Consider the following 24,138-nt stretch of genomic DNA (forward strand, 5'->3'; position numbering starts at 1 on the left):
TCGGCAGACCGTTTTCGGATAACGAATACTTTTCGTAAAGCAACACGGACGGTAGGTGAGCGCCGTCACCGCGTCAAGCGACACCCCACGACGACGACCGCCCCGGCCCGGACCTCCTGAGGAGGCCGGGCCGGGGCGGTCTGGGTGCGAGTTCGGGACGGTGCTCGCGCCGACCGGACCCGGGTGGGTCAGGAGCGGGTGAGGACCGGGGTCTCGTCGGACTCGGACGCCGGGCGCGGGGCGGGCAGGGCCGCGGGGACGGCGGGCGCCGCCTCGTGCTCCAGCTTCGGCAGCCAGCGCAGCCACCGCGGCAGGTACCAGTTCGCCTCGCCGAGCAGCCGCATGACCGCCGGCAGCAGCACCGCCCGCACCAGCGTGGCGTCGAGCAGCACCGCGATCGCCAGGCCCAGCCCGGTCTGCTTCATCTGCACCATCGACAGCGCCACGAAGCAGAGGAAGACCATCACCATGATCCCGGCGGCGCTGGTCACCACCCCGGCCGAGGAGGTGATCCCGGTCCGGATCGCGTCCGGGGTGGGCAGCCCGCGGTCGTGGCCCTCGCGGATCCGGCTGAGGATGAACACGTGGTAGTCCATCGACAGCCCGAAGAGGATCACGAAGAGGAACAGCGGGATCCAGTTGACGATCGGGCCGGTCGAGTCCAGGCCGATGAGGCCGGCGCCCCAGCCCTCCTGGAAGACCAGCACCAGTGAGCCGTAGGCGGCCGCGACCGACAGCAGGTTGAGCACGATCGCGGTCAGCGCGGCCACCACCGAGCGGAACGAGACCAGCAGCAGCACGAACGCGAGCACCAGCACGAACCCGAACACCCACGGGGTCCGCTCGGCCATGAGCTCCTCGAAGGCGACCGAGTGGGCGGTGTCGCCGGCGGTCACGACCGTCGCGTCGTCGAGCGCGCCCACCGTCGCGGGGACGACGTCGTCGGCGAGCGCGGCCAGCGCGTCGCGGGAGGCCTGCTCCTCGCCGTCCCCGACCAGCGGCACCGAGACGACGGCGACCGTGCCGGCCTCGTTGGTCGCCACGGAGATCGGCTCGTTCATCTGCCCGGTCGCCAGGGCCGCGGTGCGCAGGTCGGCGATCGCGGCCTGCACGTCGGGGGCGGTCACGTCGGCGGCCTCGATGACCACCTCGGCCGGGTCGGCGCCGCCGGGGAACGCCTCGGCGATCCGCTCGTAGGTCTGGATGACGGCGAGGTCCTGCGGCAGGTCGGTGATGCTCTCGTTGCGCAGGGACAGCCCGAACGCCGGGACGGCGAGGCCGACCAGCAGCGCGCCGGAGAGCACCGCGGCGACCAGCGGGCGGCGGAGCACCGCGCCCAGCACGACCGGCCAGAACCGGCCGGCCGCGGCGGTGGACCGGCGGCGCAGGAAGGGCAGCCGGCCCTTGTCCACCCGGTCCCCCAGCCAGCCCATCAGCGCCGGGAGCACGGTGAGCGACCCGAGCACCGAGATGAGGACGACGAGGATCGTGGCGACCGCCATGCCGGTGAACACCGAGAACCCGGTGAGGAACATGCCGGCCATCGCGACCATCACGGTGATGCCGGAGATGAGCACCGAGCGGCCGGAGGTGGCGGCGGCGACGTCGAGTGCCTCGGCGGCCGACCGGCCGCGGGCCCGCTCCTCCCGCTCGCGCTTGAGGTAGAAGAGCGAGTAGTCGACGCCGACGGCCAGCCCGATGAGCAGCATGACCGTCTGCGCGTTGCCGTCGACGTGCCAGATCTGGCTGGCGAAGCCGAGCAGGCCCAGCGCGCCGACGAACGCGGTCAGCGCGAACACCAGCGGCAGGACGGCGGCCACGAGCGCGCCGAAGGTCAGCAGCAGCACCGCCAGGATGATCGGGATCGACAGGAACTCGGCGCGCTGGAAGTCGTCCTCCAGCGCCGCGTCCAGGGCGAGGTCGGCGCTGGTGCCGCCGAACTGCTCGACCCGCACGTCCGCGTGGTCGGCGGCGACCGCGGCCACCGCGTCCTGGATCGGGCCGATCCGCTCGTCGGCGGTCTCCCGCTCGCCGGTGATGTCGAAGGTGACCAGCGCCGAGCGGCCGTCGGCCGAGGTCAGCGGGGCGCCGTCCAGCGGGCTGACCAGGTGGGTCACCTCGGGGGTGGCGTCCAGGGCGGCGACGAGGTCGCGCAGCGCGGCGTCGGCGGCGGCCGGGGTGACCGCACCCTCGCGCTGGACCAGCACCATCTCCGACGCCGGCTCCTCCCAGCCGTTCGCGTCGAGGATCCGCTGGGCCTGCGCCGGGGCGCCCACCATCTGCTCGGCGCGGGTCAGCTCGCCCTGCGGCAGCATCCCCCCGAGCACGACGGCGGCGACCACGAAGGCCAGCCAGCCGAACACGGCGGTCTTCCGGTGCCGAGCGCTCCACCGGCCCATCCGGGCGGCGAGGTTGCCGCGTCCGTCCACTTCTCGTCTCCTGTCGTCTGCGCGTGGCGGCGGACCGCGTCAGGCCGCGGTCGGTCGCCGATTCGTCGTCACATCTGCTGGGCGGAGGGGCACCGGCCCATCCCGCCGGGCGGCCGGTCAGGTGTCGGGCCGGCCCGGCACCCGGCCGGGAGCAGCCTGGCCGCGGCCGGGCGCCGGGCACATCAGGGAGCGCCCCCATCCGCCCCCTGGTCCCCGGCTCAGGGAGGTCCCTGGCCGGCGGCGAACAGGGCGTCGACCAGGGTGTCGGCGGCGCCGTCCTTCTCCACGAAGGCGACCGCCCCGGCGGCGAGTGAGGCGCCCCGTACGCCGCCGACGGCGCTCATCGCCACCACCGGCACCCTGGCGCGGGTGAGCGCCCCGATCAGCCCGAGGCCGGCGGCGGCGTCGGGCAGGTGCACGTCGAGGAGCACGATGTCGGGCCGGTGCGCGGTGGCGCACCGGCACAGCTCGGCGGCCGACCCGCACACGCCGAGCACTTCGAGGTCCTCGACCTCGGACAGCGCGGCGTCCAGCGCCCGGCGCACCCGGGGGTCGTCGTCGGCGATCAGCAGCCGGAGGGGACGGGCGCTCAGCGGGTCCTCCTCCGGTGGGTCCTCAGCGGGGCGGGAGCCCGCCCGGGGAGAAAGTCTGGGCGCCCGGGGCGCTGCGGGGATGCGGCAGAGGACCGGACTTGGCCTCGGTCATCCCGCCCTCGGCCTCGGCCGGATGACGTACCAGCCCCTCGCGGACGGCGTACATGGCCGCCTGGGTGCGGGAGGCCAGCCCCAGCTTGGCCAGGATGTTGCTGACGTGGGTGCGGGCGGTCCGCTCGCTGACCTGCAGCGCGGTGGCGATCTCCCGGTTGGCCCGGCCGTCGGCGATCAGCGCGAGCACCTCCCGCTCGCGCGGGGTCAGCGTCACCGCGCCGACCCGCGGGGCCCGCAGCGCGGCGGTGAGCTCGCGGGCGACCGCGGGGGCCAGGTGCACGTCCCCGCGGGCGGCAGCCCGGACGGCGGCGGCGACGTCGTCGGCCTCGGCGTCCTTGAGCAGGTACCCGCCGGCGCCGGCCTCCAGCGCGGCCCGCACCTTGGCCTCCTCCAGGAAGCTGGTGACCGCCACGACCTCCACCGCCGGCCAGCGGGCCTTGAGCTCGCGGGTCGTCTCGATGCCGTCCAGCGCCGGCATGAGCAGGTCCATGAGGACGACGTCGGGCAGCTCCCCCGCCGGCTCCAGGACGGCGAGCCGGTCGAGCGCGGCCCGCCCGTCGGCGGCCTCGCCGACGACCTCGATGTCGTCGACCAGCTCGAAGAACGAGCGCATGCCGTCGCGGACCACCCGGTGGTCGTCGACGAGGAACACCCGGATGCTCACGGTCGGCCTCCTGCCAGTCCGATCCCGACACGCGTCCCACGGCCGGGGGCGCTGTCGAGGACGAGTTCGGCGCCGATCGCGGCGGCGCGGTCGCGCATGGTGCCCAGCCCGAGGTGGCCGGGGTGGTCGACGGTCGGGTCGAAGCCGGCGCCGTCGTCCTCCACCAGGATCTGCAGCCCGTCGTGGTCCGCGGTGACGGTCACCGCGGCCTTGCCGGCGCGGGCGTGCTTGACGACGTTGTGCAGCGCCTCGAGCACGATCCGGTAGAGGTGCTCCTCGACGTCGGCGGGCAGCTGCGGCCGCTCGGCCGGGCCGGTGACGGTGATCGGCAGGCCCTCGCGGGCGCCGAGCGCGGCCGCCTGCTTGGTGACGGCGGCCAGCAGCCCCTCCTCGGCCAGCGCGCCGGGGCGCAGCTCGAAGATCAGCGCCCGCATCTCGGCCAGCGCGCCCTGGGTGAGCTCGCGCAGCTGGCCGACGGTGCGGCCCAGCGGCCCGTCGTCGGGCAGGCCGAGCTTGGCCATCGCCAGCTGGGCGGTGCGGGCGTGCAGGGTCATGGAGAACAGCGCCTGGGAGACCGAGTCGTGCAGGTCGCGGGCCAGCCGCTGGCGCTCCAGCAGCGCGGCGTTGCGGCGGCCGTCGGCCAGCAGCCGGGCATTCTCGACCGCGACGGCGGTCTGGTCGGCGACCGCGGAGAGGAAGGCGATCTCCTCCGGCTCCGGATCGGGGCCGGGCGGGCGGTAGACGTGCAGCGCGCCCTGGTGGCGGCCCAGGGAGTCCAGCGGCAGGGAGAGCACCGAGTACCAGGGGGCGGTGCCCATGTAGGGGTGGATCGGGGCCGCGAGGGGATCGGCCAGTCGCTGTGCCGGCGCGTCGCGGACCAGCTGCATCGGCTGGTCGCGCGACGCGGGCGTCGCCGGCACGTCGGCGCCCAGGGCCCACGCGGCGCGCAGCGCGTCCGCGTACCCCTCGGGCAGCCCGTGCGTGGCCAGCAGGGCGATCTCGCCGGTGGCCTGGTCGACGACGTGCAGCGCCGCGGCCACCCCGGCGCCGGACTCCACGAGGATCCGGACGACGTCCCCGATGGTGACCTCCAGCGGCTGGTCGACGACCAGCGCCGCGGCCACCCGGGCCAGCGCGGAGACCCGGCGCTCCAGCAACCGCATCGTCTGGGCGCGCTCGGTCTCCTCGGCACGCAGCGCGGCGCGGGTGCGCTCCAGCCGGACGGCCAGGCCGATGATCGCCGCGGCGGTGCGCAGCGCGGCCTGCTCGGCCGCCGACCAGGTGCGCTCGCGCGTGCACTCGTCGAAGCCGACGTGCCCCCACCACTCGCCGTCGACGAACACCGGGACGACGACGCAGGAGATCACCCCCTGCGGCTCGAACAGCGCGCGCTCCACCGGCGGGAAGTCCCGGACCGAGCCGGCGATCATGTCGCCGCGGCCGAGCACCTGCTCCCAGCGCGCGAAGTCCGGCTCGTACGGGAGCGCCTGCAGCTCCGGGTCGTCACCGGCGACGGGGACCCCGGGGGCGTCCCACTCGCCGATGCTGCGGCTGCACAGCCGGCCCTGCTCGTCGACGAGGTGGTCGGCGACGAAGACCCGGCTCACCTCGGCGGCCCGGCCGAACGCGCCGAGGATCTCGTGCAGGTGCGCGCGCCAGTCACCGTCGCCGTCGAGGAAGCGCTCGGTCGCCGAGCGGGCGGCGTCGAGGATCGCGTCGCGCCGGCGCAGCTCCTGGACCGGGCTCTCGGTCACCGTCTGCTTCCGGGCGCGTGCACCCGGGCACTCTATCGGCCGCCGCCTACACCGGAACGCACCTGACCGCAACTCGAGGTGCCGCGCCTCACCGTCCGGGGCCGGCGACGTTAGCGCTCGCCCCCGAGAACCACCGACCCCGGAAACACATCGCGGCCCCGCCCTCCGCGAGGAGGACGGGGCCGCGGTGCTGTCTCAACCAGACGTGCACCCGAAGGGATTCGAACCCCTAACCTTCTGATCCGTAGTCAGATGCTCTATCCGTTGAGCTACGGGTGCGACACCGCGCGAGCGGCGCAGGGACAAGTGTAGCGGGCCGCGATCCGGCTTCGTCGAGGGCTCCCCGAGCACCCCCATCAGCCTGCTGACCAGCGCGAACGCCGCCGCACGGATGACGCGGCCGCGGGCACGTCGCCCAGTGGCGGTGCTCAGGCGGGCGCGTCGGCGACCGCGGCCCGGTTCCGGCCGGCCTGCTTGGCCCGGTAGAGGGCGGCGTCGGCGGCGGCGTAGAGGCTGCGCAGCTCGGTGGCGTGCCGCGGTGCGTGCGCGACCCCCGCGCTGACCGAGAGCGCCAGCAGGGTGCCGTCGGCGAGCAGCAGGGGGGTCGCGCGTACGGCGTCCACCAGCTGCTCGGCGCGGCGGGCGGCGGTCTCGACGGAGCAGCCGGGCAGCAGCACGGCCAGCTCGTCGCCGCCCAGCCGGCTGATCACCGCGTCGCCGGCCCGCACCTGCTCGCTCAGCACGGCGGCCAGGTGCAGCAGGGCGTCGTCGCCCACCGGGTGCCCGTAGGTGTCGTTGACGGATTTGAACGCGTCGACGTCGAGCAGGATCAACGCCGTGCCCTCGGGGCGGGGCGCGACGGCCAGCGCCTGCTCGGCGACCTCGTCGAACCTGCGCCGGGTCACCAGCCCGGTCAGCGAGTCCACCGCGGCCTGCTGGCGAACAGCACCGAGCAGCCGGTCCCGCCAGTTCATCCCCTGCGCGAGGAGCACCGTCATGACGATCAGCACGGGGGCGAAGAACAACCCGCGGATGAACGCCTCCGTCGGTGCCGCGCCCCGCCCGAGGATGACTGCGTCGGCGACGAGCGCGAGCATGGTGATCCCCGCGGCCACCGGGGCGCGCAGCTTCGTGGCGGCGAAGAGAACCGGGAACACCAGGAGCGGGCGGAGCATCTCGGAGTGATCCGGGGCGATCAGCAGCGCGATGCCCACGACGGCCAGCATCCCGGCGACAGGCAGGACCGGCCACATCCCCAGCCGCGTCAGCCATCTGGCGGGGACCACGCAGGTCACCAAGGCCAGGCCGACCAGCGCAACGACGAGCCCCCACGCCGCGAGCCGCCTGCCCGGAGCCACCGGCTCCACCACCAGGTACACCGCCAACAGCGCAGCGATCACCAGCCACTGCAGCGTGAAGGCACGCGCCGCGACCGTCTCGTGGCGCGGCTTCAGGAGCCGGATGAACCTCACTCCTCTGACATCGGTAGCTCGGCGTCCGACCTGAAGCCGCTCCACCCGTCCGGGGTGCCGGCGCGGCTCGACGGGCTCGCAACCAGCGCAGGGGGCCTCTTCCCGTGCGACCCGCCGTGGCCCCAGCGCAGCGGCTGCCTGCTCGTGCCGTCCCTCGGACGGTGGAACCGCCTTCAGTCTGGCCGGAGTTGTTCCGATATCGCCCGTGTGCGACCGGGACGACCGGGTGACGGCCCGGTGGGAGCGCTGCACACGCACGTGGTCAGTGACCTACCGCCTGGGTGTCCTTCTCGGTCGGCAGTCGGACAGGAGTGGGGTGGGTAGTGGAGCTGGAATCGGGCGCGTCGAGCTCGCCCCCGCCTCGGCGCGCGCGCGTCCCGCGGGAGACGCGGTGGGTTCTCGTGCTCACCCTGATGCTCGTCGCCCTCGGCGCCGCGGCCGGGGCTCCGTTCCTCGGACAACCGCCCCTCCTGCCCTCCCCCACCCTGCCGTGGTGGGTGGTGGCGATCGCGTTCGCCGTCACGGAGGCCTGTGGCGTCACCGTCCAGGTGAAGCGCGAGGGGCAGACGGTCTCGCTCAGCGAGCTGCCGCTCGTGCTCGCCCTGTTCCTGGCCGCTCCGCTCGCCCTCCTCGCCGGCCGGCTGGTCGGTAGCGTCGTCGCCTGGGTGGGTCAGCGCCGCCCGCCGCTGAAGATCGCGTTCAACCTCGCGGTCACGACCGCCGAGACGGGCTGTGCGCTGGCGATCTTCCACCTCGTCACCGGCTGGGCCGGCGGATCCACGCCGGTCGCCTGGCTGGCGGCCGTGGCGGCGACGGTTCTCGCCAACGCGGTGGGTGTGCTGGCGGTCGGCTGCGTCATCGGCATCCACGAGGGCGGGCTGCGTCTGCGGGGGGTGTTCCGCGATGCGGTGGTCGGGCAGGCGATCGCGCCCGCCGTCCTGACCCTTGCCCTCGTGACCGGGGGCCTGCTCGCCGTGGCCAGCCTGTCGGCCTCGGTGGCCACCTCCTGGCTGCTCGTGGCCTTCGGGGTCCTGCTGCTGCTCGCCTACCGGGCGCACGCGTCGCTCTCGGACCGGCACCTCGACCTGGAACGGCTGTACCGCTTCAGCCAGGCGGTCAGCAGCGCGCCCGAGATCGACCAGTTCCTGGCCGTCGTCCTGGGCCAGGCGAAGGAGGTGCTGCGCGCCGAGCGTGCGGCGGTGGGGTTCGTGGTCACCGACAGCGGACTCATGGTCCGGGTCCGGCTCGGCGGGAGCGGCCGGCTCTCGCGCACCGAGGAACCGCCGAGCGCCGAGGATTCCTGGCTGCTGCAGCAGGTCGTCGACGGCGGAACTCCGGTGCTGATGCCCCGCGGCGTCCGCGACGAGGCGGCCCGACGCTGGCTGGAGCAGCACGGCATGCGTGACGCCATCGCCGTGCCGCTGCGCGGGGCGGCCGGTGTCGTCGGCGTCCTCGTCGTCGCCGACCGGCTGGGCGACGTCCGCAGCTTCGACCAGGACGACGTGCCCCTGCTGGAGACCGTGGCCAACCACTCGAGCGTGGCGCTGCAGAACGGGGAGCTGCTCGGTCAGCTCCGGCACGAGGCGCTGCACGACCGGCTCACCGGACTGCCCAACCGCGAGCTCCTGCAACGGCGGTTCGCCGAGGCGCTCGAGGACGTCGCCGGCGGGCGGGCTGCCGGCGCCGCGGTGATGATCCTCGGCCTCGACGAGTTCAAGCAGGTCAACGACACCCTCGGCCACCAGCAGGGTGACCTGCTCCTGGTGGAGATGGCCGCCCGCCTGCGCGCGGCGGTCGTTGCCGCCGGCACGGTCGCCCGGCTCGGCGGTGACGAGTTCGCCGTCCTGATCCCGGGGATCGACGACGAGGACGAGGTGGTGCGCCTGGGCCGGCGAATCCTGCGCGCACTGGAGCAGCCGGTGGCCCTGGACGGTCTCGAGGTCGAGGTCGGCGCCTCCCTCGGCATCGCGCTCGCCCCGTCCCACGCCGACGACCCGGCCGGACTGCTGAAGTGCGCGGACCTGGCGCTGCACGACGCGAAAGCCTCCGGAGGGCGGGGGGTGCGGCTCTACGAGCCCGACCGGGACACCAACGATCCGCGCCGGCTCACCCTCGTCGCCGAGCTGCGGGCGGCCCTGCAGGACGGGCAGCTGCACGTGCACGTCCAACCCCAGGCCCGGCTGGCCACCGGCGAGGTCAGGGGCGTGGAGGCGCTGGTGCGGTGGCCGCACCCCGAGCGCGGCTTCATCCCGCCGGACGAGTTCATCCCCGTGGCCGAACGCAGCGGGCTGGTCGGCCCGCTGACCACGTTCGTGCTCAACGCCTCCCTGGCCGCCTGTGCAGCGTGGCGGGCGGCGGGCCATGACCTCGGCGTCGCGGTCAACCTCTCGGCCCGCAGCCTGCAGAACGCCGACCTCGTCGACGAGGTCACCCGGCTGCTACGGCGCCACGGCGTCCCGGCGGACCGGCTCACCCTCGAGGTCACCGAGAGCTCGATCATGGCCGACGCGGCGCGGGCGGTGGCGCTGCTGCACCGGCTGCGCGACCTGGGTGTGCGGCTGTCCGTCGACGACTTCGGCACCGGCTACTCGTCGCTGTCCTACCTCAAGCGCCTGCCGGTGCAGGAGGTCAAGATCGACCGGAGCTTCGTGATCAGCCTGCGCGAAGGCGGCGAGGACGTGGCCATCGTCCGGGCGATCATCGACCTCGGCCGGCATCTGGGCCTCGAAGTCGTCGCCGAGGGTGTGGAAGATCAGGTCACCGCCGACCTGCTGGCCGGCATGGGCTGCGACATCATCCAGGGCTGGCACCTCGGACGCCCGATGCCGACCGGTGAACTGCAGCCCTGGCTGGCCACGCACGCCCGCCCCTCCCGCGGCCGCGGCGGGCTGCGCGTCGTCTGACGCCCGGCCCGCGCGGCTACCGGGCCCACGCCCCGTTCCCGGGTGTCGCCAGTGGATCCGGATGCCCCGTCGCGACACCGGGCAGCGACCGCGGGCGGAAGCAGAAACGCCCGGCCGAGGGCCGGGCGCTGCGAAGTACCTGTGTTCAGTTCTCCTGGGCGGAGGCTCCGGGATTTGAACCCGGGATGGGGATTAACCCAAACCGCATTAGCAGTGCGGCGCCATAGACCGGACTAGGCGAAGCCTCCCGGGGTCCGAGTCCCCCCGGAACCACCGAGACAGCAGACTACCAGCGACCCGCGGGGCACCAGCAGCCCGGGTCCCCGCCCGCCCGGTGCGCGGGTCAGACGGCGACCGGCTGGGGCAGCGGCTGCCGGCGCCGGCCGGGCACCAGCGTCGCCACCACGGCCAGGGCCGCACCGGCGAGGGCCAGCAGCAGGCTGCCGCTCACCCCGGCGGAGCTCTCGATCAGCGCGCCACCCAGGGCCGCCCCGATGGCCGAGGCGCCGGTGGCCATCGTCGAGAGCCAGGTGAACGCCTCGGTGGTGGCGTGCCGCGGGGCGATGGTGCCGACCAGCGAGCTCTGCACGGTCAGCGTCGGGGCGATCGCCGTCCCGCCGAGGAACAGCAGCGCGCCGAGCACCCAGGGGCTCTCGGCCGCGGTCAGCGGGGCCAGCCCGATGGTCACGCCGAGCAGCAGCCAGCGGTACTGCCGGGGCAGGGAGGCGCTGACCACCCGCGCCCCGAACCACAGGCCGCCGGCCACCGAGCCCAGCGACCACAGCGCCAGCAGGACGCCGGACATCCCGGGCGAACCCGCGGCGTCGGCGAACGCGGGGATGGCGACCTCCAGCGCGCCGAAGCCGACCATCAGCGCCGCGCCGCTGAGCAGCACCCGGGGCATGCCCGGGGCGAGCACCGTGGCCAGCGGGCTGCGCCGCTCGGGCAGGGCGACCGGGACCCAGCTGCGCATGGCCGCCGACGTCGCGATGCCCAGCGCACCGGCGGTGGCCAGCACCCCGGCGACGCCGACCGCCCAGGCCGGGGCGGCGAGCACGGCCAGCGCGGCCACGACCGTCGGCCCGGCGACGAACACCAGCTCGGTGGCGGTGGCGTCGAGGGCGAAGGCGGTGGTGCGCACCCGCGGGTCGACCCGCGACCACAGCGCGCGCACCGTGCCGGAGACCAGCGGGGTGCCGGCACCGGCGACCGCGGAGGCGGCGACCAGGGCCGGTGTGGGCGCGCCGCCGAGGACGACGGCGACCAGCAACGCCAGGAGCAGGGGGTAGGCCGCCGCCTGCGCCAGGAGCACCGGGCGCGGCGAGCGGCGGTCGGCCAGCCGGCCGAGGACCGGCGCCATCGCGGCCATCGCGATGCCGTAGGTGGCCGCCGCGAGCCCGGCGACGGCGTAGGAAGCGGTCTGCTGCTGCACCATGAGCAGCAGTGCCAGCGGGACCATGGCCGAGGGCAGCCGGCCGGCGAAGCCCGCGACGAGCAGCCCCGGAGCGGACGGCAGCCGCCAGACGGTGAGGTACGAACGCACGACGAACTCACTTAGAACGAGCAAGCGGGGAAGGGTAGGCGGTCAGATCCCGTTGACCACCTACAGACTAGGGATCGGGCCCGTAGGGAGTCAAATGACTTTCGCCACCTACGAGTGACCAACGATCGCACAGCAGTAGGGGATTTCATGAACTACGACACCTACGGGTCGAACGCGGTCGAGCTGGCCATCGACCTGGCCAACGCCGACCGCGCCGACGACCCGCACTGGGCCGCGGCGTTCCTGCAGGCGCACGCGGAGTGGTTCGACCCGACCACTGCCTTCACGCTCTCCGCCGCCGAGACCGCCCAGGCCGCCGAGACCGCCGACCTGGTGCGCGCGGTGGCCCTCGCCGGCGCGCAGGCCGAGGTCATCGAGCGGCTCAACGCGCTGCTGGCGCTGGCCCACCCGCAGCCGTACGCCACCGACCACGACGGCGACCTGCACCTGCACTACGCCCGGCCCGAGGCCTCGGTGCTCGAGCAGCTGACGACGACGGTCGCGATGGGCCTGTCGCAGGTGGTCGCGCAGCACGGCTGGCAGCGGCTCGGCGTCTGCACGGCCGAGGGGTGCGCCAACGTCTACGTCGACACCTCCCGCAACGCCAGCCGCCGGTACTGCTCGAACACCTGCGCCAGCCGCTCGACCGTCGCCGCCTACCGCGCCCGCCAGAAGGCCTGAGCGGAGTGGATTCGTCCGCGTGACGCGGACGAATCCACTCCGCTAGCGTCCGGCAGCATGCGCAGCGCCCGGCACTGGGACGCCCGGCTGCACTCCTTCGTCGGCGGCCTGCCGACCTCCCCCGCCGACCGCTGGCTGCGCCGGCTGTCGGCCTTCGCCGACCACGGCACGCTCTGGTTCGTCATCGGTGCGCTGCTCGGCTCCCGCAGGGGCGCCCCCCGGCGCGCCGCCGTGCGCGGGCTCGGCTCGCTGGCGGTGTCCAGCGCCCTGGTCAACACCGTCCTCAAGCGGCTGTTCGGCCGGCGGCGGCCCGACCTCGGCTCCCACTCCGCCCACCGCCGGCCGCGCCGCCCGCTGAAGACGCACTCGTTCCCCAGCGGGCACTCCGCCTCGGCCGGGGCGTTCGTCACCGGCGTCGCGCTGGAGAGCACCCCGGCGGGGGCGGCACTGGCGCCGGTGGCCCTCGCGGTCGGCTACTCCCGGGTGCACGTCGGCGTGCACTACCCCGGCGACGTCCTCGCCGGCCTCGCCGTCGGTGCGGCGGTCGCGGCCGGCAGCCGGCTCGGGTGGCGGGTGCGGCCCTCGACCCCCGCCCGGGTGCGGACGGCGCAGACGGCGCCGGCCCTGCCCCAGGGCGAGGGGCTGGTCGTCGCGGTCAACCCGCGCTCGGGCCCCGACGACTACGACCCGGTCGAGGACATCGCCCGGCTGCTCCCCCGCGCCGAGGTCCGGGCGACCACGCCGGAGGCGGGGGTGGGCGAGCTGCTGGACGACGCGGCGCGGTCGGGCAGGGCGAAGGCGCTCGGGGTGGCCGGCGGCGACGGCAGCGTGGCGGCCGCCGCCGCGGTCGCGCTCGAGCACGGGCTGCCGCTGGCGGTGCTGCCGGCGGGCACGCTCAACCACTTCGCCCGCGACGTCGGCGTCGACACCCTCGAGCACGCCGCGGACGCGGTGACCGCGGGCGCCGCGGTGGAGGTGGACGTCGCCGAGGTCAACGGGACGCCGTTCCTCAACACCGCGAGCATCGGCAGCTACCCGGAGATGGTCCGCCGCCGCGACGCGCTGGCCGGCCGCATGGGCAAGTGGGCGGCGATGACGGTGGCCGCCGCACGGACCCTGCGGGAGGGGACGCCGGTCTCGCTGCTGCTCGACGGCCGGCCGGTGCGGGTGTGGATCCTCTTCATCGGCAACTGCACCTACACCCCGCGCGGGCTCGCCCCCGCCTGGCGGCCACGGCTGGAGGACGGGCGGCTCGACGTCCAGTACCTGCGGGCCGACGTCCGCTTCAGCCGCACCCGCGCGGTGCTCGGCTCGCTGCTGGGCATCAGCGACCGCATCTCCGGTTACGCCGAGTTCCAGGCGGAGCAGGTGCAGATCACGTCCCGCTCGGGCCCGCAGGAGGTGGCCTACGACGGCGAGACCGGCCAGCCCGCGACCGAGTTCCTGTTCCGCAAGCGGGCCCGGCTGACCGTCTACGCCTGCCGGGAGGACTGAGCACGGCCCTGGTGGCCACGACGGCTCGGGCGGGGACGCTGGCGACGCGCGCGGTCACGCTGCGTCAGACCGGGCCGGTAGTCGCCGTGCTCACGAACGCACCGGTTGCCGTCCCGGCGTCCCGACCCGGATGGTCCGGTTCCGGTGGAGCAAGCGGCGCTCCACCGCACCGGCCGGTGGCCCCGGGGCGGCGGCAGGGAGCGAGGTCCCAGGTGGGCGGCACGCGGGGGCGCGAAGCCGACGGTGCATCGTCGGTCGCGCCGAGTGCTACCCGCACCGAGCCGCCCGGCTCCCGGTCGTGGTGCCGGCGGTCGCTCGTCGCCCTCCTCTTCCTGGCCGGCCTGTGGACCCTGCTGGCCGTCCTCGGCGGGACCGCCCGGGCCGACAGCACCCCGGCGCCGTGGCCGGTGGGGTCCGCACCCTCCGAGACCGCCTGGCCTCCGCCGGAGCCCCCGGAGGGCGGTCCGGCGGACGGCGCGTACCCGGGGCGGGGCTTGCCGGACCAGGAGGGCGCCTCACCGCCGTGGGAGGGCACGCCGCCCGGGCCCCCGGCTCCCGAGGCGCCCGGCGAGGCCCCGACCAGCCCCGCGCCGCCGCCGGAGACGAGCGCCCCGCCGGAGACGGTTCCCCTGCCCGAGAGCGCGCCTCCCCCGGTCGATCCGGTGCTGCCTCCGGACGGCGCCGCGCCGGTCCCCCCGGTCGCCGACGTGGGGACGCCGGTCCCCGACGAGGGGACGCCGGTCCCGCCCGAACCGGAGGAGGCGGTGGAGGCGGTGCAGCCCGTCACCACGGAGCCCGTCACCACCGAGCCCCCCGCCACCGAACCCGCTGCCCCCGAGCCCCCCGCCACCGCACCCACCGTCGCCGCAGCGCCCGCGGCCGAGGTCGCTCCGCCGCCGGCCGAACCCGCCGCACCCGCACCCGCACCCGCACCCGCACCCGCACCCGCCCAGCCGACCTGCGTCCCGGCCGAGACGCCGGCCCCGGGAGACGCGGTCGCCCGGGGCAGCACCGGCCCGGGGGCCGGAACCGGTCCGGCTGCGCAACCTGCACCGGACACCCCGCCGCTGCTCCCCGGCCCGGAACCGGTCCCGCCGGCTCCGTTCGGGCCGAGCGCACCGCACCCCGTGCCGGCCGCTCCACCGGCACCCGGACCCGCGGCCGGGGCCACCGCCTGCCCGAGCGGGGCCCCGGGGGGCAACGACGACCCCGGCCCGCACGGGGACGCCGTGCTCGCCACCGCGCAGACCGCGACGCTGGCCCGCGCCTGGGTGCGGATGACCACCGACCTCGCCGCCCGCGTGATCGCCGGCGCCGACGCGCCGGGAGACCGCCCCGACTGAGCGAGGGCACCCCGTTCCGGCCGCGCGCCGGAACCGCCTCCTCCGGCAGGGCTGCGGCCGGTTGCCATCCGGGCCCCGCGCCCCCTCCCGCTTCGTGCGCCGTCCGTGCGCACTCACCCCAGGACAGACAGATGAGGCACCACTCGCACCTGCACAGAGCACTCACCCACCCGGTCGTCCCGCGCCCGACCCCGGCCGGGGCGGGCCGCCCTCCGGTCGTCCGCGCACTCGTCCTCGTCCTCGTGCCCGCCTGCGCCGGGCTGGTCGCCCGGCACGCCGGGCTCGACGGCACCGCCGTGCTGGGCGCCGCCGTCCTCGGCGCGCTGGCCGCCCGGTCGGCGCAGCAGGTGCTGGCGGCGCTCGGCGTCCTGCTGCTCGCGCCGGTGCTGCTCGCGGTGGCCGCGGCGGTGAAGCTCACCAGCCGGGGGCCGGTCCTGCTGCGCCGCGAGCGCCGAAGACGTGACGGCCGCACGGTGTCGGCGCTGGCGTTCCGGTGCACGCGCGGCGGGACCGGCGACCTCACCCCGCTGGGCCGCGTGCTGCGCCGGTACGCGCTCGACGGGCTGCCCGGGCTGCTCGACGTCGTGGCGGCCCGCCCGTCGCACCGTGGGCGTTGACCGGGCGGAACACCGGCGATCTCACTACGGTCCGACTGGGGTGTTCCCGGCGCCGTCGGGGGCATCGGTAGTTCCGACTGCAGTTCGCGACGAAAGAGGTTCCCGACATGCTGGTCCGCCGGATCGCCCGGCCCCTGCTCGCTGCCACGTTCGTCTGGGGCGGCATCGACACCCTGCGCAACCCGCAGCCGCGGGTCGAAGGGGCACGGCCCGTCGTCGACACGATCGCCGAGCGGGCCGACAAGCAGCTGCCCGTCCAAGTGCCCCGGGACGTCGAGCAGTGGGTCAAGATCGATGCCGCGGTGAAGATCGGCGCCGGCACGCTGTTCGCGCTGGGCAAGCTGCCCCGGCTCTCCGCGCTCGTGCTGGCCGCCAGCATCGTGCCGACGACGCTGGCCGGGCACCGCTTCTGGGAGTACGACGACCCGCAGCAGAAGTCCGGGCAGCTCGTGCACTTCCTCAAGAACCTCGGCCTGCTGGGCGGCCTGCTGATCGCCGCGGTCGACACCGAGGGCCGCCCGTCGGTCGGCTACCGGGCCCGCAGCGCGGCGCACAGGGCCGCCGAGGCCACCGAGCGGGAGGTCGAGAAGGCGCAGAAGCGCGCGGCGAAGGCGCAGAAGAAGGCGGAGAAGCGGCTCAAGAAGGTCTCCCGCTGAGCGCACCCCTCCCGCCCGCGGCCGCGCTCCGGAGGATCGCCTTCCTCCTGGAGCGCGCCCGCGAGCCCACGCACCGCGTCGCGGCGTTCCGCACCGCCGCGGCCGTCGTCGACCTGCTCGACGATGACGAGCTGGACCGCCGGATCCGCACGAAGACCCTCACCGACCTGCGCGGCATCGGCCCGAAGACGGGCGCGGCGATCGTGCAGGCGCACGCCGGCGAGGTGCCCGAGTACCTGGCCCGGCTCGAGGAGGCCCACGGCGAGCTGGTGCCGCTGGCCGACGACGTCGCCGAGTTCCGCGCCGCGCTGCGGGGGGACCTGCACGCGCACTCGGACTGGTCCGACGGCGGCAGCCCGATCCGGGAGATGGCCGAGGCGGCGATCGGGCTGGGCCACGAGTACCTGGCGCTGACCGACCACTCCCCCCGGCTGACGGTGGCCAACGGCCTCTCCGCCGAGCGGCTGGAGCGCCAGCTGGACGTCGTCGCCGAGCTGAACGAGGAGCTCGCGCCGTTCCGGATCCTCACCGGCATCGAGTGCGACATCAACGTCGACGGCAGCCTGGACCAGACCGACGAGCTGCTCGGCCGGCTCGACGTCGTGGTCGCCAGCGTGCACTCCGACCTGCGCGCCGACGCCGCGGCCATGACCGAGCGGATGCTCGCCGCCGTCGCCAACCCGCACACCGACGTCCTCGGGCACTGCACCGGCCGGCTGCTCATCCCGCGCGAGCAACGGGAGGGCCGGCGCCAGCGGCCCCGCCCCGAGAGCGCCTTCGACGCCGAGGCGGTGTTCACCGCCTGCGTGGAGCACGGCACCGCGGTGGAGATCAACTCCCGCCCGGAGCGGCTCGACCCGCCGCTGCGGCTGCTGCGCCTGGCGGTCGAGCTGGGGTGTGCGTTCGCGATCGACACCGACGCGCACGCCCCGGGTCAGCTGGACTGGCAGGGCAACGGCTGTGAGCGCGCGGTGGAGACCGGGGTGCCGGTCGAGCGGGTCGTCAACACCCGGCCGGCCGACGAGCTGCTGGAGTGGAGCCGGGGCTAACCGGCGTCGCCGGACCGCTGCGCCCGCGCGATGTTGTGCGTGTCGAGCACCGGGTCGGGTTCGTCGCGGCGGAACTGGTTCACCGTCTGCACGAGGAGCCGGACGTCGAGGGCGAGGCTCCAGCTGTCGATGTAGCGGATGTCCTGCGCGATGCGCTCGGGCCACCCGATCTCGTCGCGGCCGTGCACCTGCGAGTACCCGGTGAGGCCGGGCAGCACCTCCAGCCGGCGGCGGTCCTGCGCGGAGTAGTGGGCGACCTGCTCGGGGATGTCCGGGCGCGGGCCGACCAGGCTCATCTGGCCGAGGAGCACGTTGACCAGCTGGGGCAGCTCGTCGAGGCTCGTGCGGCGCAGGAAGCGGCCGCTCCGGGTGATCCGCGGGTCGTCGCGCACCACGCCGTGGGGGTCCTCGGTCACCCCGAGCTCCCGGCCGACCCGCACGGCGTCGTTGACCATCGTGCGGAACTTCAGCATCGGGAACTCGCGCCCGCCCCGGCCGACGCGCTGCTGCACGAACAGCACCGGCCGGCCGGCGTCGAGCAGGATCCAGAGGGAGAGCGCCGCGAAGACGGGCGCGAGCAGGACCAGGAGGGCGGCGGCGAGGAGCCGGTCGGCGGCCCACTTGACCGCCCGCTGGGCGGGACGACGACGCATCATCGGCTCACCTCCCCCGGCGCCACGGGGGGAAGAAGCCGGCCGTGGAGTCCGTGCCGGCGAGGCTCCGGTAGCGGTCCGGGTCGTGCACCAGCTTGGCGACGTGGAAGGGCAGGGGGGCGGCCGCGGGGTCGTACCGGTGCTTGAACACGAACAGCGGCGACTCGGCGCTGCCCCCGACGCCGCCCCCGAGGTGGAACCGCGTCATCCCGCGGGCCTGCGCCCACTGCGCGGCCGCCAGGAAACAGCGGTTGGAGGCGCCGACCGCCCGGGCTGCGTCGGCCGAGGCACCCAGGTGGTAGTGCAGCCGGGGGCCCTCGGCGAAGCACAGCAGGGCCGCGACGAGCTCCCCCTCGAGCCGGCCCTCGACGAGCACCAGCCCCAGCGCCTCGCGGTCGGCGGCCAGGGCGTCCCAGTAGGCGTCCGGGAAGAAGAAGAACGGGTCGGCCTGCTGCCGGCGCATCGTGGTGTCGTACAGCGCGCGGAATTCTGCCAGCGCCGCCGGCCCGGGGGCGACGGCCACCACCAGCCCGGCGCGGTCGGCCTTGCGTGCGGCGCGGCGGTGGTGCGGGTGCAGGGCGGCCACGAGGTCCCGCCCGGCCGCGACGTCCCAGGAGACGGTGGCGCCCAGCTCGACCAGCTCGCCGGTGGGCGGCACGTGCGGGGCGTTGCCGAGGAGCGGGTGCAGGCGGAGGAACGTCGTCACCACGCCGTTGCGCCGGGCCCAGCCGTCGAGCGCCGCGCCGAAGGCCGTGGCGCGCGACGACGGGGCCCCGCGGGCGGCCGCCGCCACCGGGCCGCCGTACCCGTAGGCGCTGGTGGCGTCCCAGCCGCTCCCGTCGGGCAGCGGCCGCAGCAGCAGCGGGAGGGCGACCTCCCCGTCGGGGTGGTGCAGCAGGACCGGGCGGGTGCCGGCTGGCTCGAGCAGCGCGGAGACGCGGTGGTAGGCCAGGCGGGTGTAGCTGTCCAGCCCGCCGAGGCCGGCGACGAGGGCGTCCCACTCGCCGTCCGGCACGACCCGGATGCCCGCGGCGGGCACGAGCTCGCGTGCCCCGCTCGCCGGCTCGACCGTCCCCATCGAGCGGAGACTAACGGCACGACGCGGTTTTCCGAACGGTCGGAACCGGGCTCCGGGCGCCACCCGGGAGTGACGGACAGCGATGCCCCGCCTGCCTCCGGCAACGGACCTCCGGGGTGACGGCGATTGCGTCGGCCTGCGCCGCCGCCTGCGCGTTGCCCATCGACGGGCGGGCGGGCGAGACTGCGCGCGGAGTCGAGGCCCTCGGCTCCGCGCGCTCGCTCCCGTCGGGGGCCCCACAGGAAATGCCTGAGGGACGGCCCTATGAGCTGGGTCTGGATCGTGGCCCTCGTCTGGGTCCTGCTCTCGATCCCGGCCGCGCTCGTGATCGGGCGCTGCCTGCAGTCCGCCGATCGGGCCGAGCTCGACGAGCCGCGGGACCCGGCGGGGCGGCGGGCACGCGAGGGGACCGGCCTGCCGCGGCGGTCCCGGCCGACTCCCCCGGCCGTGCGTCGAGGCGCCCACGCGGTGCACCGGGAGGGGTCCCGCCGGGTGCACGGGGCACCGGCGCCCTCGCCCGCCCTCAGCCGCCGGAGCCGGCGCCGGCCGCCCGGGGGCGGCGCGCCCGCCGCGTGAGGGTCAGCCGCGCGCGGTGCCGGGCAGCCGGTCGGGCACCTCGAGGGTGTGCGCGTCGGCCTCGCGGCGCAGCGCCCAGTCGGCGGGCAGCACCAGGCGCGGCGCGACACCGATGAGGACGGCGACGAGCAGGGCGACGCCGGCCAGCGCCTCGCCGGACTCCTCGACGAAGGTGGCGGCCATCCCCCATCGGCCGTCGAGCACGGCGGAGACGGCGGAGAGGCCGACGGCGGCCACCGCGTAGCCGGCGAAGCAGCCGAGCACGCGGCGCCGGTCGCGGCGCTCGGCGCGGCTGAGGAAGCCGAGGACGGCGATGACGGCGGCGGCGAGCACCATGCTCAGGCCGACCGCACCGCCCGGGCCGACGGCGTCGGCGAGCTCGTCCATCGCGGTGGCGTGCACGGTGCTGCCCGCCTTGACCAGGGCGATGGCGGCCGCGACCACCCCGACGGCCAGCCACCAGGTGCGGCGGCCAGGGATGCGGGCGGCCCCGGCGAGCGCGACGAGCGCGGCGGCGGCGAACAGGGCGGCCACGAACATGCGGGGCAGCGAGTAGGGGGCGTCCATCGAGAGGACACGGGTCGTCGAGCCGGTGAGCCTGCCGACGTAGCCGACCGTCTCCAGGGCGACGGCGGCGGCGGCCAGGCCGATGCCGAGCGGCGGGAGCGGGACGCCGCGCCGACGGGGGCGCGCGACGGCGGGGAGCAGGTCGACCCCGGTGTCCGCCGTCCGCTCATCGGCCATGCGGATGCCGCGGCCGATGACGACGGCCGCGAGCAGGGCGACCAGCATCCACACGATCAGTCCACCGATGATCCAGGCCCACACGCCGGGATCATCGGCAGCGGCTCACCGGAACGTGACGACCCGGTCACACCAAGGGGGCGGGTGGGGCAGCCGGGGGAGAACGATGCGTCAGTGACGCCAGGGCCACGGTCCTGGGCGGCGTCCGCGGACGGCGGTCATCGGGCGTGCGGCGGGAGCCTTGACCGCGGCCCGACACTCGCACGCCCGCCGCTCGACCGGTCCTGTTCACGGGGAGGACCACCGCGAGAACTACACCGAACGCATGGATGCCGTCGGGATGGCTCTCGCTGCGTGGCTCCTCGCATCGACGACCGGAAGGGGGGCCGACGGCAGGATGGCCCCATGACGGGGAGTTCAGCTCCTGGCCGGGGCCCTGCACGGCGCTGCGCCAGCACGAGGTCCGCTCTGGCCACCGGCCTGGTGGGCGCCGCCATGGCGGTGGCGTCCTGCGGAACCGCGCCCGAACCCGGTGCCCGTTCGGTGGATCCCGCTCCCGGAGCGGAGACCTCGAGCGGGGCGGAGACCTCGAGCGGGGCGCGGCCGAGCGCGCCCCCCGGGTCCTCGACACTCTTCCCGCAGGATGCCGTGCGCACCGTCGTCATCACTGACGAGGAGCTGACGTCATCGCCGGACGACTGGTGGCCGAGCAGGCTCGCCGGTGAGCTCACCGCGGCCGGCGCCCCCGTGGACGTCGTCACGTCGCCGGCCCCGGGCGCCGGGTTCACCGGATCCCCGACGTTCGCCGAGCTCGTCGCTGCGCAGGCCACCGGTTCCACCCAGCTCGTCGTGCTCGTGGAGACCCGACTCCCGGACACCGACCCGGCCGATCTGACCTCGGCGTGGGGGCGCACCATGCAGGCGGTGGAGGAGACCGCCCCGGACGCACGGCTGGTCATCCTGGGCCCCTTCCCGCGGGTTTCATCACCGAGCGTAATCGATTCGCTTCGAGGTGCGATCGCCGACGCGGGCGCTACGTACGTGGACCCCACGGCGGAGAACTGGCCGGCAGAGCCGAGCCCCGAACAGATGACTGCGCTGGTCAGACCGCACATGGAGGCCCTGGTGCGCGCTCTCGCCGCATCCGGCGCCAACCGGTGAGGCCACCGCATCGCCCCGCCCACTGCCTGGAGGTTGCCTCAGCCACGTGCCGTCCGGTCCAATGGCGCACTCACCCTCAGTAACGCCCGATCGGGTGAGTCACGCGTCACGAAGGAGATCCGGTGTCGGCAGGTCGGACGTACGCACGACGGCAGCTGGGTCTGTCGCTCCGGAGACGCCTGCGGAACCGGGCATCCCGACGGCGCGGGGCCGAGGTTCGCGCGGCGCTGATCCTCGTCGCAGCCGCGGCCCTCGCCCTCTCCGCCGCCGCCGGCATCGGCTGGTTCCTGGCCGCCGCGGGGGCCGTCCTGCTCGCCGTCGCGGCCGGCACGGTCCTGCCCCGGCTGGCGCGCTGGTCACCTGTCGTCAGCCGTGACGTGTCGGCGCTCCTCGGCGTCGCCGGGGCTGCCCTGCTCGTCGTCGGTGTCGCCGAGGCCGCCACGCCCGGCCCGTCCGCTGCCCGCACGGCCGGTGCGGTGGCCCATGCGGGAGTAGTTCCCCGCCCGGCGACGTCCGACCCCGCGCCCGCGGGGTCCTCCGGTTTCAGCATCAGGACCGGGTGGGGCTCCACGCCCGCGGCACCCCCGCCGGGGGGCCTCTTGCCGACGCCTGCGCCCGCGAGCGCGACGTCCCCGGCTCCGGCTCCGGTCCCGCGGGTACCGGTGGCCCCTTCGACGGCGGCGGAGCGGGTGGCCGGGCGGCCACCGGCAGCCCCCGCCAGCACGCCTCCGCCGCCGGGCCCGGCCGCGCGGCCGCCGGCGCCGGCAGACCCGTCGCCGGCACCCGACCCGACGCCCGAGCCGGAACCCGACCCGACGCCGCGACCGGCACCGGTCCCCATCCCCGCACCCGCACCCGAGCCCAGCCCCGAGCCGGAACCCAGCCCCGAGCCCGGCCCGGAGCCGGCGCCCAGCCCGGAGCCGGCCCCCGATCCCACCCCCACGCCGGCGCCCGAGGAGCCGCAGCCCGGCCCCCCGCCCGCACCGGACCCCGCCCTCTGAGAGCCGGGCCGGTCACCGGGGGCGGGATCGCGGATGCCCCGGACGAGCGACATCCGGCGCGCAGGAGCCATCCGTTCGGGTGGATCTCCGGACCGGCCGGCACCGGAGCGTGGCTGTGTACGACCACCCGGGGTGCTGAACGCAGAAATTGACGACGTCCGACGAGAGGCATCCGACCGTGAGCTCGAAGTGGCGCATGATCGTCGCCGGCCTGGCGGCCGTGATGGCCGGTGTCCTCGTGGCCGCCGTCCTGCTCGGTCGCGGCGACGACCGCGATCGGATCGCCACCGTCGCCGTTCCCGAGCTGCCGTCGGGGGACGGTGATCCAGCCGCGACCGGACGGCAGGAGCTGGGGCCGTACGTCGTCGCCGCGCGGGCGTTCAACTACGGCGAGCCCGGCTTCGCCGCCACCCGGGACAAGGCGCAGAGCAAGCTCTGGCACCACGACGGCTCCTGGTGGGCGCCCCTGATCGATCCGTTCACCGAAGAGGTGCACATCTTCGAACTCCGGGACGGCGCCTGGGCCGACACCGGCGTGTTCGTGGACGCCCGCGCCCAGAGCAGCGCGGATGTGGTCTGGACCGGCCGGACGCTCTACATCGCCTCCCGCACCTCGACCGGGGAACTCCTGCTGCAGCGGTACGGCTACGGCCCGGGACGCACGTGGGTCCCCCACTCCCCCACAGCCGAGCGCATCGCCGCAGGCGGCGGTCAATCGCTGACCATCGCCGTGGACACCCAGGACCGCGTGTGGGCCACCTGGATCACCGCCGGACGGGTCAACATCTCCCACAGCGAGCCCGGCGGGACCGCCTGGGGCGCACCGGTCACCCCACCGGGGGGTGAGAACGTCCAGGACGACGACGCGACCGCCGTCACGGCGTTCGGCGACAGGATCGGCGTGCTGTGGTCCAACCAGGTGGAGGACGCCTTCTACTGGTCCTCCCGGCTGGACGGCGACCCGCCGGACCTGTGGAGCGAGCAGCTGGCGGTGAGCCAGGGGATCAACATCGCCGACGGCCACATCAACTTCGCGGTGGCGCCCAGCGGCGACGTCTACGCCGCGGTCAAGACCTCCCTGGGCGATGACGGGGAGCCGCTCGAGAGCACCCTCATCGAGGTGCTCCACCGGGACACCGACGGCGTCTGGAGCCACAGCCCGGCGGCGACGGTCGGCAGTCAGATGACGCGGGCCCAGTTGGCCATCACGGCCGATGGCCGGCACCTCGTCCTCATCGCGACGTCCCCGCAGTCGGGAGGAGCGCTGTACTACAAGGTCGCCCCGGCCGATGACCCGCGGTTCGCTCCGGGAAGGGGCTCTCTCCTGCTGGCCTGGGAGAACGCGACCATCAACGACCCCACGACCACCGGTTCGATGGTCGACCCGGCCGTTCCCCTGGTCGTGCTCGCGAGCGACAGCAGCACAGCCCAGTATTACTACGCTGAGTTATCGATAGCTGACTTGTTGTCGAATTTGCAGGGCGGTTGACGGCGTGGCATGACCCCAATGGTCGACATTCCGTTGCTTCGGTGAGACGCGTCCCCGATAGTCCTCACGGCGCGTGATCCTCACGGCCACGAAGAGCCATTGCCGCCTGATGTCCGCGAGGTCC

At 75.3% G+C, this 24,138-nt stretch carries 19 protein-coding genes and 2 tRNA genes; 10 read left to right on the plus strand and 11 right to left on the minus strand.

What is annotated here, in order from left to right; all coding sequences use genetic code 11:
- Positions 1 to 188: 188 nt before the first annotated feature.
- The 6 genes from BMZ50_RS09175 to BMZ50_RS09200 all read right to left on the minus strand — a co-directional run bounded on the left by BMZ50_RS09175 (position 189) and on the right by BMZ50_RS09200 (position 7,026).
- Positions 189 to 2,429: an MMPL family transporter gene (locus BMZ50_RS09175; RefSeq protein WP_218146177.1), complete on the minus strand. Its 2,241-nt coding sequence runs from the start codon at positions 2,427 to 2,429 to the stop codon at positions 189 to 191.
- A gap of 218 nt (positions 2,430 to 2,647) precedes the next feature.
- Positions 2,648 to 3,103, minus strand: a complete 456-nt coding sequence (locus BMZ50_RS09180; protein WP_091323426.1) for a response regulator — start codon at positions 3,101 to 3,103, stop codon at positions 2,648 to 2,650.
- Positions 3,045 to 3,800: a response regulator gene (locus BMZ50_RS09185; RefSeq protein ID WP_218146178.1), complete on the minus strand. Its 756-nt coding sequence runs from the start codon at positions 3,798 to 3,800 to the stop codon at positions 3,045 to 3,047. Before BMZ50_RS09185 ends, BMZ50_RS09180 begins: the two co-directional genes overlap by 59 nt.
- The gene (locus tag BMZ50_RS09190) at positions 3,797 to 5,554 is read right to left on the minus strand and encodes a sensor histidine kinase (RefSeq protein WP_091323427.1); all 1,758 of its coding nucleotides are present in this window, start codon (positions 5,552 to 5,554) and stop codon (positions 3,797 to 3,799) included. The genes BMZ50_RS09185 and BMZ50_RS09190 overlap by 4 nt, the downstream gene beginning before the upstream one ends.
- 206 nt (positions 5,555 to 5,760) lie before the next feature.
- Positions 5,761 to 5,833 (minus strand) — tRNA-Arg (locus tag BMZ50_RS09195).
- A gap of 149 nt (positions 5,834 to 5,982) precedes the next feature.
- Positions 5,983 to 7,026, minus strand: a complete 1,044-nt coding sequence (locus BMZ50_RS09200) for a GGDEF domain-containing protein (protein WP_245753491.1) — start codon at positions 7,024 to 7,026, stop codon at positions 5,983 to 5,985.
- A gap of 401 nt (positions 7,027 to 7,427) precedes the next feature.
- Here BMZ50_RS09200 and BMZ50_RS09205 point away from each other — a divergent pair, with 401 nt between their 5' ends.
- Positions 7,428 to 9,929, plus strand: a complete 2,502-nt coding sequence (locus tag BMZ50_RS09205) for a putative bifunctional diguanylate cyclase/phosphodiesterase (protein WP_091323429.1) — start codon at positions 7,428 to 7,430, stop codon at positions 9,927 to 9,929.
- A gap of 159 nt (positions 9,930 to 10,088) precedes the next feature.
- Here the strand turns inward: BMZ50_RS09205 and BMZ50_RS09210 are convergent.
- Both BMZ50_RS09210 and BMZ50_RS09215 read right to left on the minus strand, forming a co-directional pair.
- A tRNA-Ser gene (locus tag BMZ50_RS09210) sits at positions 10,089 to 10,177 on the minus strand.
- A 95-nt stretch (positions 10,178 to 10,272) separates the two neighbouring features.
- Positions 10,273 to 11,496 carry an MFS transporter gene (locus BMZ50_RS09215; protein WP_245753493.1) on the minus strand — a complete coding sequence of 408 codons (1,224 nt, stop codon included), beginning with the start codon at positions 11,494 to 11,496 and terminating at the stop codon, positions 10,273 to 10,275.
- A 123-nt stretch (positions 11,497 to 11,619) separates the two neighbouring features.
- Between BMZ50_RS09215 and BMZ50_RS09220 the strand changes: the two genes are divergently transcribed.
- From BMZ50_RS09220 to BMZ50_RS09245, 6 genes are all read left to right on the plus strand, one after another.
- On the plus strand, positions 11,620 to 12,153 hold the full coding sequence (locus BMZ50_RS09220) for a CGNR zinc finger domain-containing protein (RefSeq protein WP_091323433.1): 534 nt from the start codon (positions 11,620 to 11,622) through the stop codon (positions 12,151 to 12,153).
- A gap of 57 nt (positions 12,154 to 12,210) precedes the next feature.
- Entirely contained in the window at positions 12,211 to 13,647 is a 1,437-nt protein-coding gene (locus BMZ50_RS09225; protein ID WP_091323435.1) for a bifunctional phosphatase PAP2/diacylglycerol kinase family protein, read from the plus strand.
- 662 nt (positions 13,648 to 14,309) lie between these two features.
- Positions 14,310 to 14,990, plus strand: coding sequence for a hypothetical protein (locus tag BMZ50_RS24145; RefSeq protein WP_177212719.1), 681 nt, complete (start codon positions 14,310 to 14,312; stop codon positions 14,988 to 14,990).
- A gap of 131 nt (positions 14,991 to 15,121) precedes the next feature.
- Positions 15,122 to 15,607 (plus strand): sugar transferase, encoded by a 486-nt coding sequence (locus BMZ50_RS23685; RefSeq protein WP_143087129.1) that lies wholly within the window; start codon positions 15,122 to 15,124, stop codon positions 15,605 to 15,607.
- A gap of 107 nt (positions 15,608 to 15,714) precedes the next feature.
- On the plus strand, positions 15,715 to 16,263 hold the full coding sequence (locus tag BMZ50_RS09240; protein ID WP_091323438.1) for a DoxX family protein: 549 nt from the start codon (positions 15,715 to 15,717) through the stop codon (positions 16,261 to 16,263).
- Positions 16,260 to 17,312, plus strand: a complete 1,053-nt coding sequence (locus tag BMZ50_RS09245; RefSeq protein ID WP_091323623.1) for a PHP domain-containing protein — start codon at positions 16,260 to 16,262, stop codon at positions 17,310 to 17,312. Before BMZ50_RS09240 ends, BMZ50_RS09245 begins: the two co-directional genes overlap by 4 nt.
- Here the strand turns inward: BMZ50_RS09245 and BMZ50_RS09250 are convergent.
- Positions 17,309 to 17,968 carry a sugar transferase gene (locus BMZ50_RS09250; RefSeq protein WP_218146179.1) on the minus strand — a complete coding sequence of 220 codons (660 nt, stop codon included), beginning with the start codon at positions 17,966 to 17,968 and terminating at the stop codon, positions 17,309 to 17,311. The two genes, BMZ50_RS09245 and BMZ50_RS09250, sit on opposite strands and share 4 nt — an antisense overlap.
- A gap of 4 nt (positions 17,969 to 17,972) precedes the next feature.
- A complete protein-coding gene (locus tag BMZ50_RS09255; protein ID WP_091323439.1) occupies positions 17,973 to 19,043 on the minus strand; it encodes a GNAT family N-acetyltransferase in 1,071 nt (356 codons plus the stop codon).
- Between the two features lie 264 nt (positions 19,044 to 19,307).
- Between BMZ50_RS09255 and BMZ50_RS09260 the strand changes: the two genes are divergently transcribed.
- Positions 19,308 to 19,619, plus strand: coding sequence for a hypothetical protein (locus tag BMZ50_RS09260; protein WP_091323441.1), 312 nt, complete (start codon positions 19,308 to 19,310; stop codon positions 19,617 to 19,619).
- A 3-nt stretch (positions 19,620 to 19,622) separates the two neighbouring features.
- On the opposite strand, the gene BMZ50_RS09265 is transcribed toward BMZ50_RS09260, so the two are convergent.
- Positions 19,623 to 20,447, minus strand: a complete 825-nt coding sequence (locus BMZ50_RS09265; RefSeq protein ID WP_091323444.1) for a hypothetical protein — start codon at positions 20,445 to 20,447, stop codon at positions 19,623 to 19,625.
- Positions 20,448 to 21,011: 564 nt separating this feature from the next.
- Between BMZ50_RS09265 and BMZ50_RS09270 the strand changes: the two genes are divergently transcribed.
- Both BMZ50_RS09270 and BMZ50_RS09280 read left to right on the plus strand, forming a co-directional pair.
- The gene (locus BMZ50_RS09270) at positions 21,012 to 21,524 is read left to right on the plus strand and encodes an SGNH/GDSL hydrolase family protein (protein WP_091323446.1); all 513 of its coding nucleotides are present in this window, start codon (positions 21,012 to 21,014) and stop codon (positions 21,522 to 21,524) included.
- 1,179 nt (positions 21,525 to 22,703) lie between these two features.
- Positions 22,704 to 24,014 (plus strand): hypothetical protein, encoded by a 1,311-nt coding sequence (locus BMZ50_RS09280; protein WP_143087130.1) that lies wholly within the window; start codon positions 22,704 to 22,706, stop codon positions 24,012 to 24,014.
- Positions 24,015 to 24,138 lie beyond the last annotated feature (124 nt).

Origin of the sequence: Geodermatophilus ruber (assembly GCF_900114385.1) — a bacterium.
GTDB lineage: Bacteria > Actinomycetota > Actinomycetes > Mycobacteriales > Geodermatophilaceae > Geodermatophilus > Geodermatophilus ruber.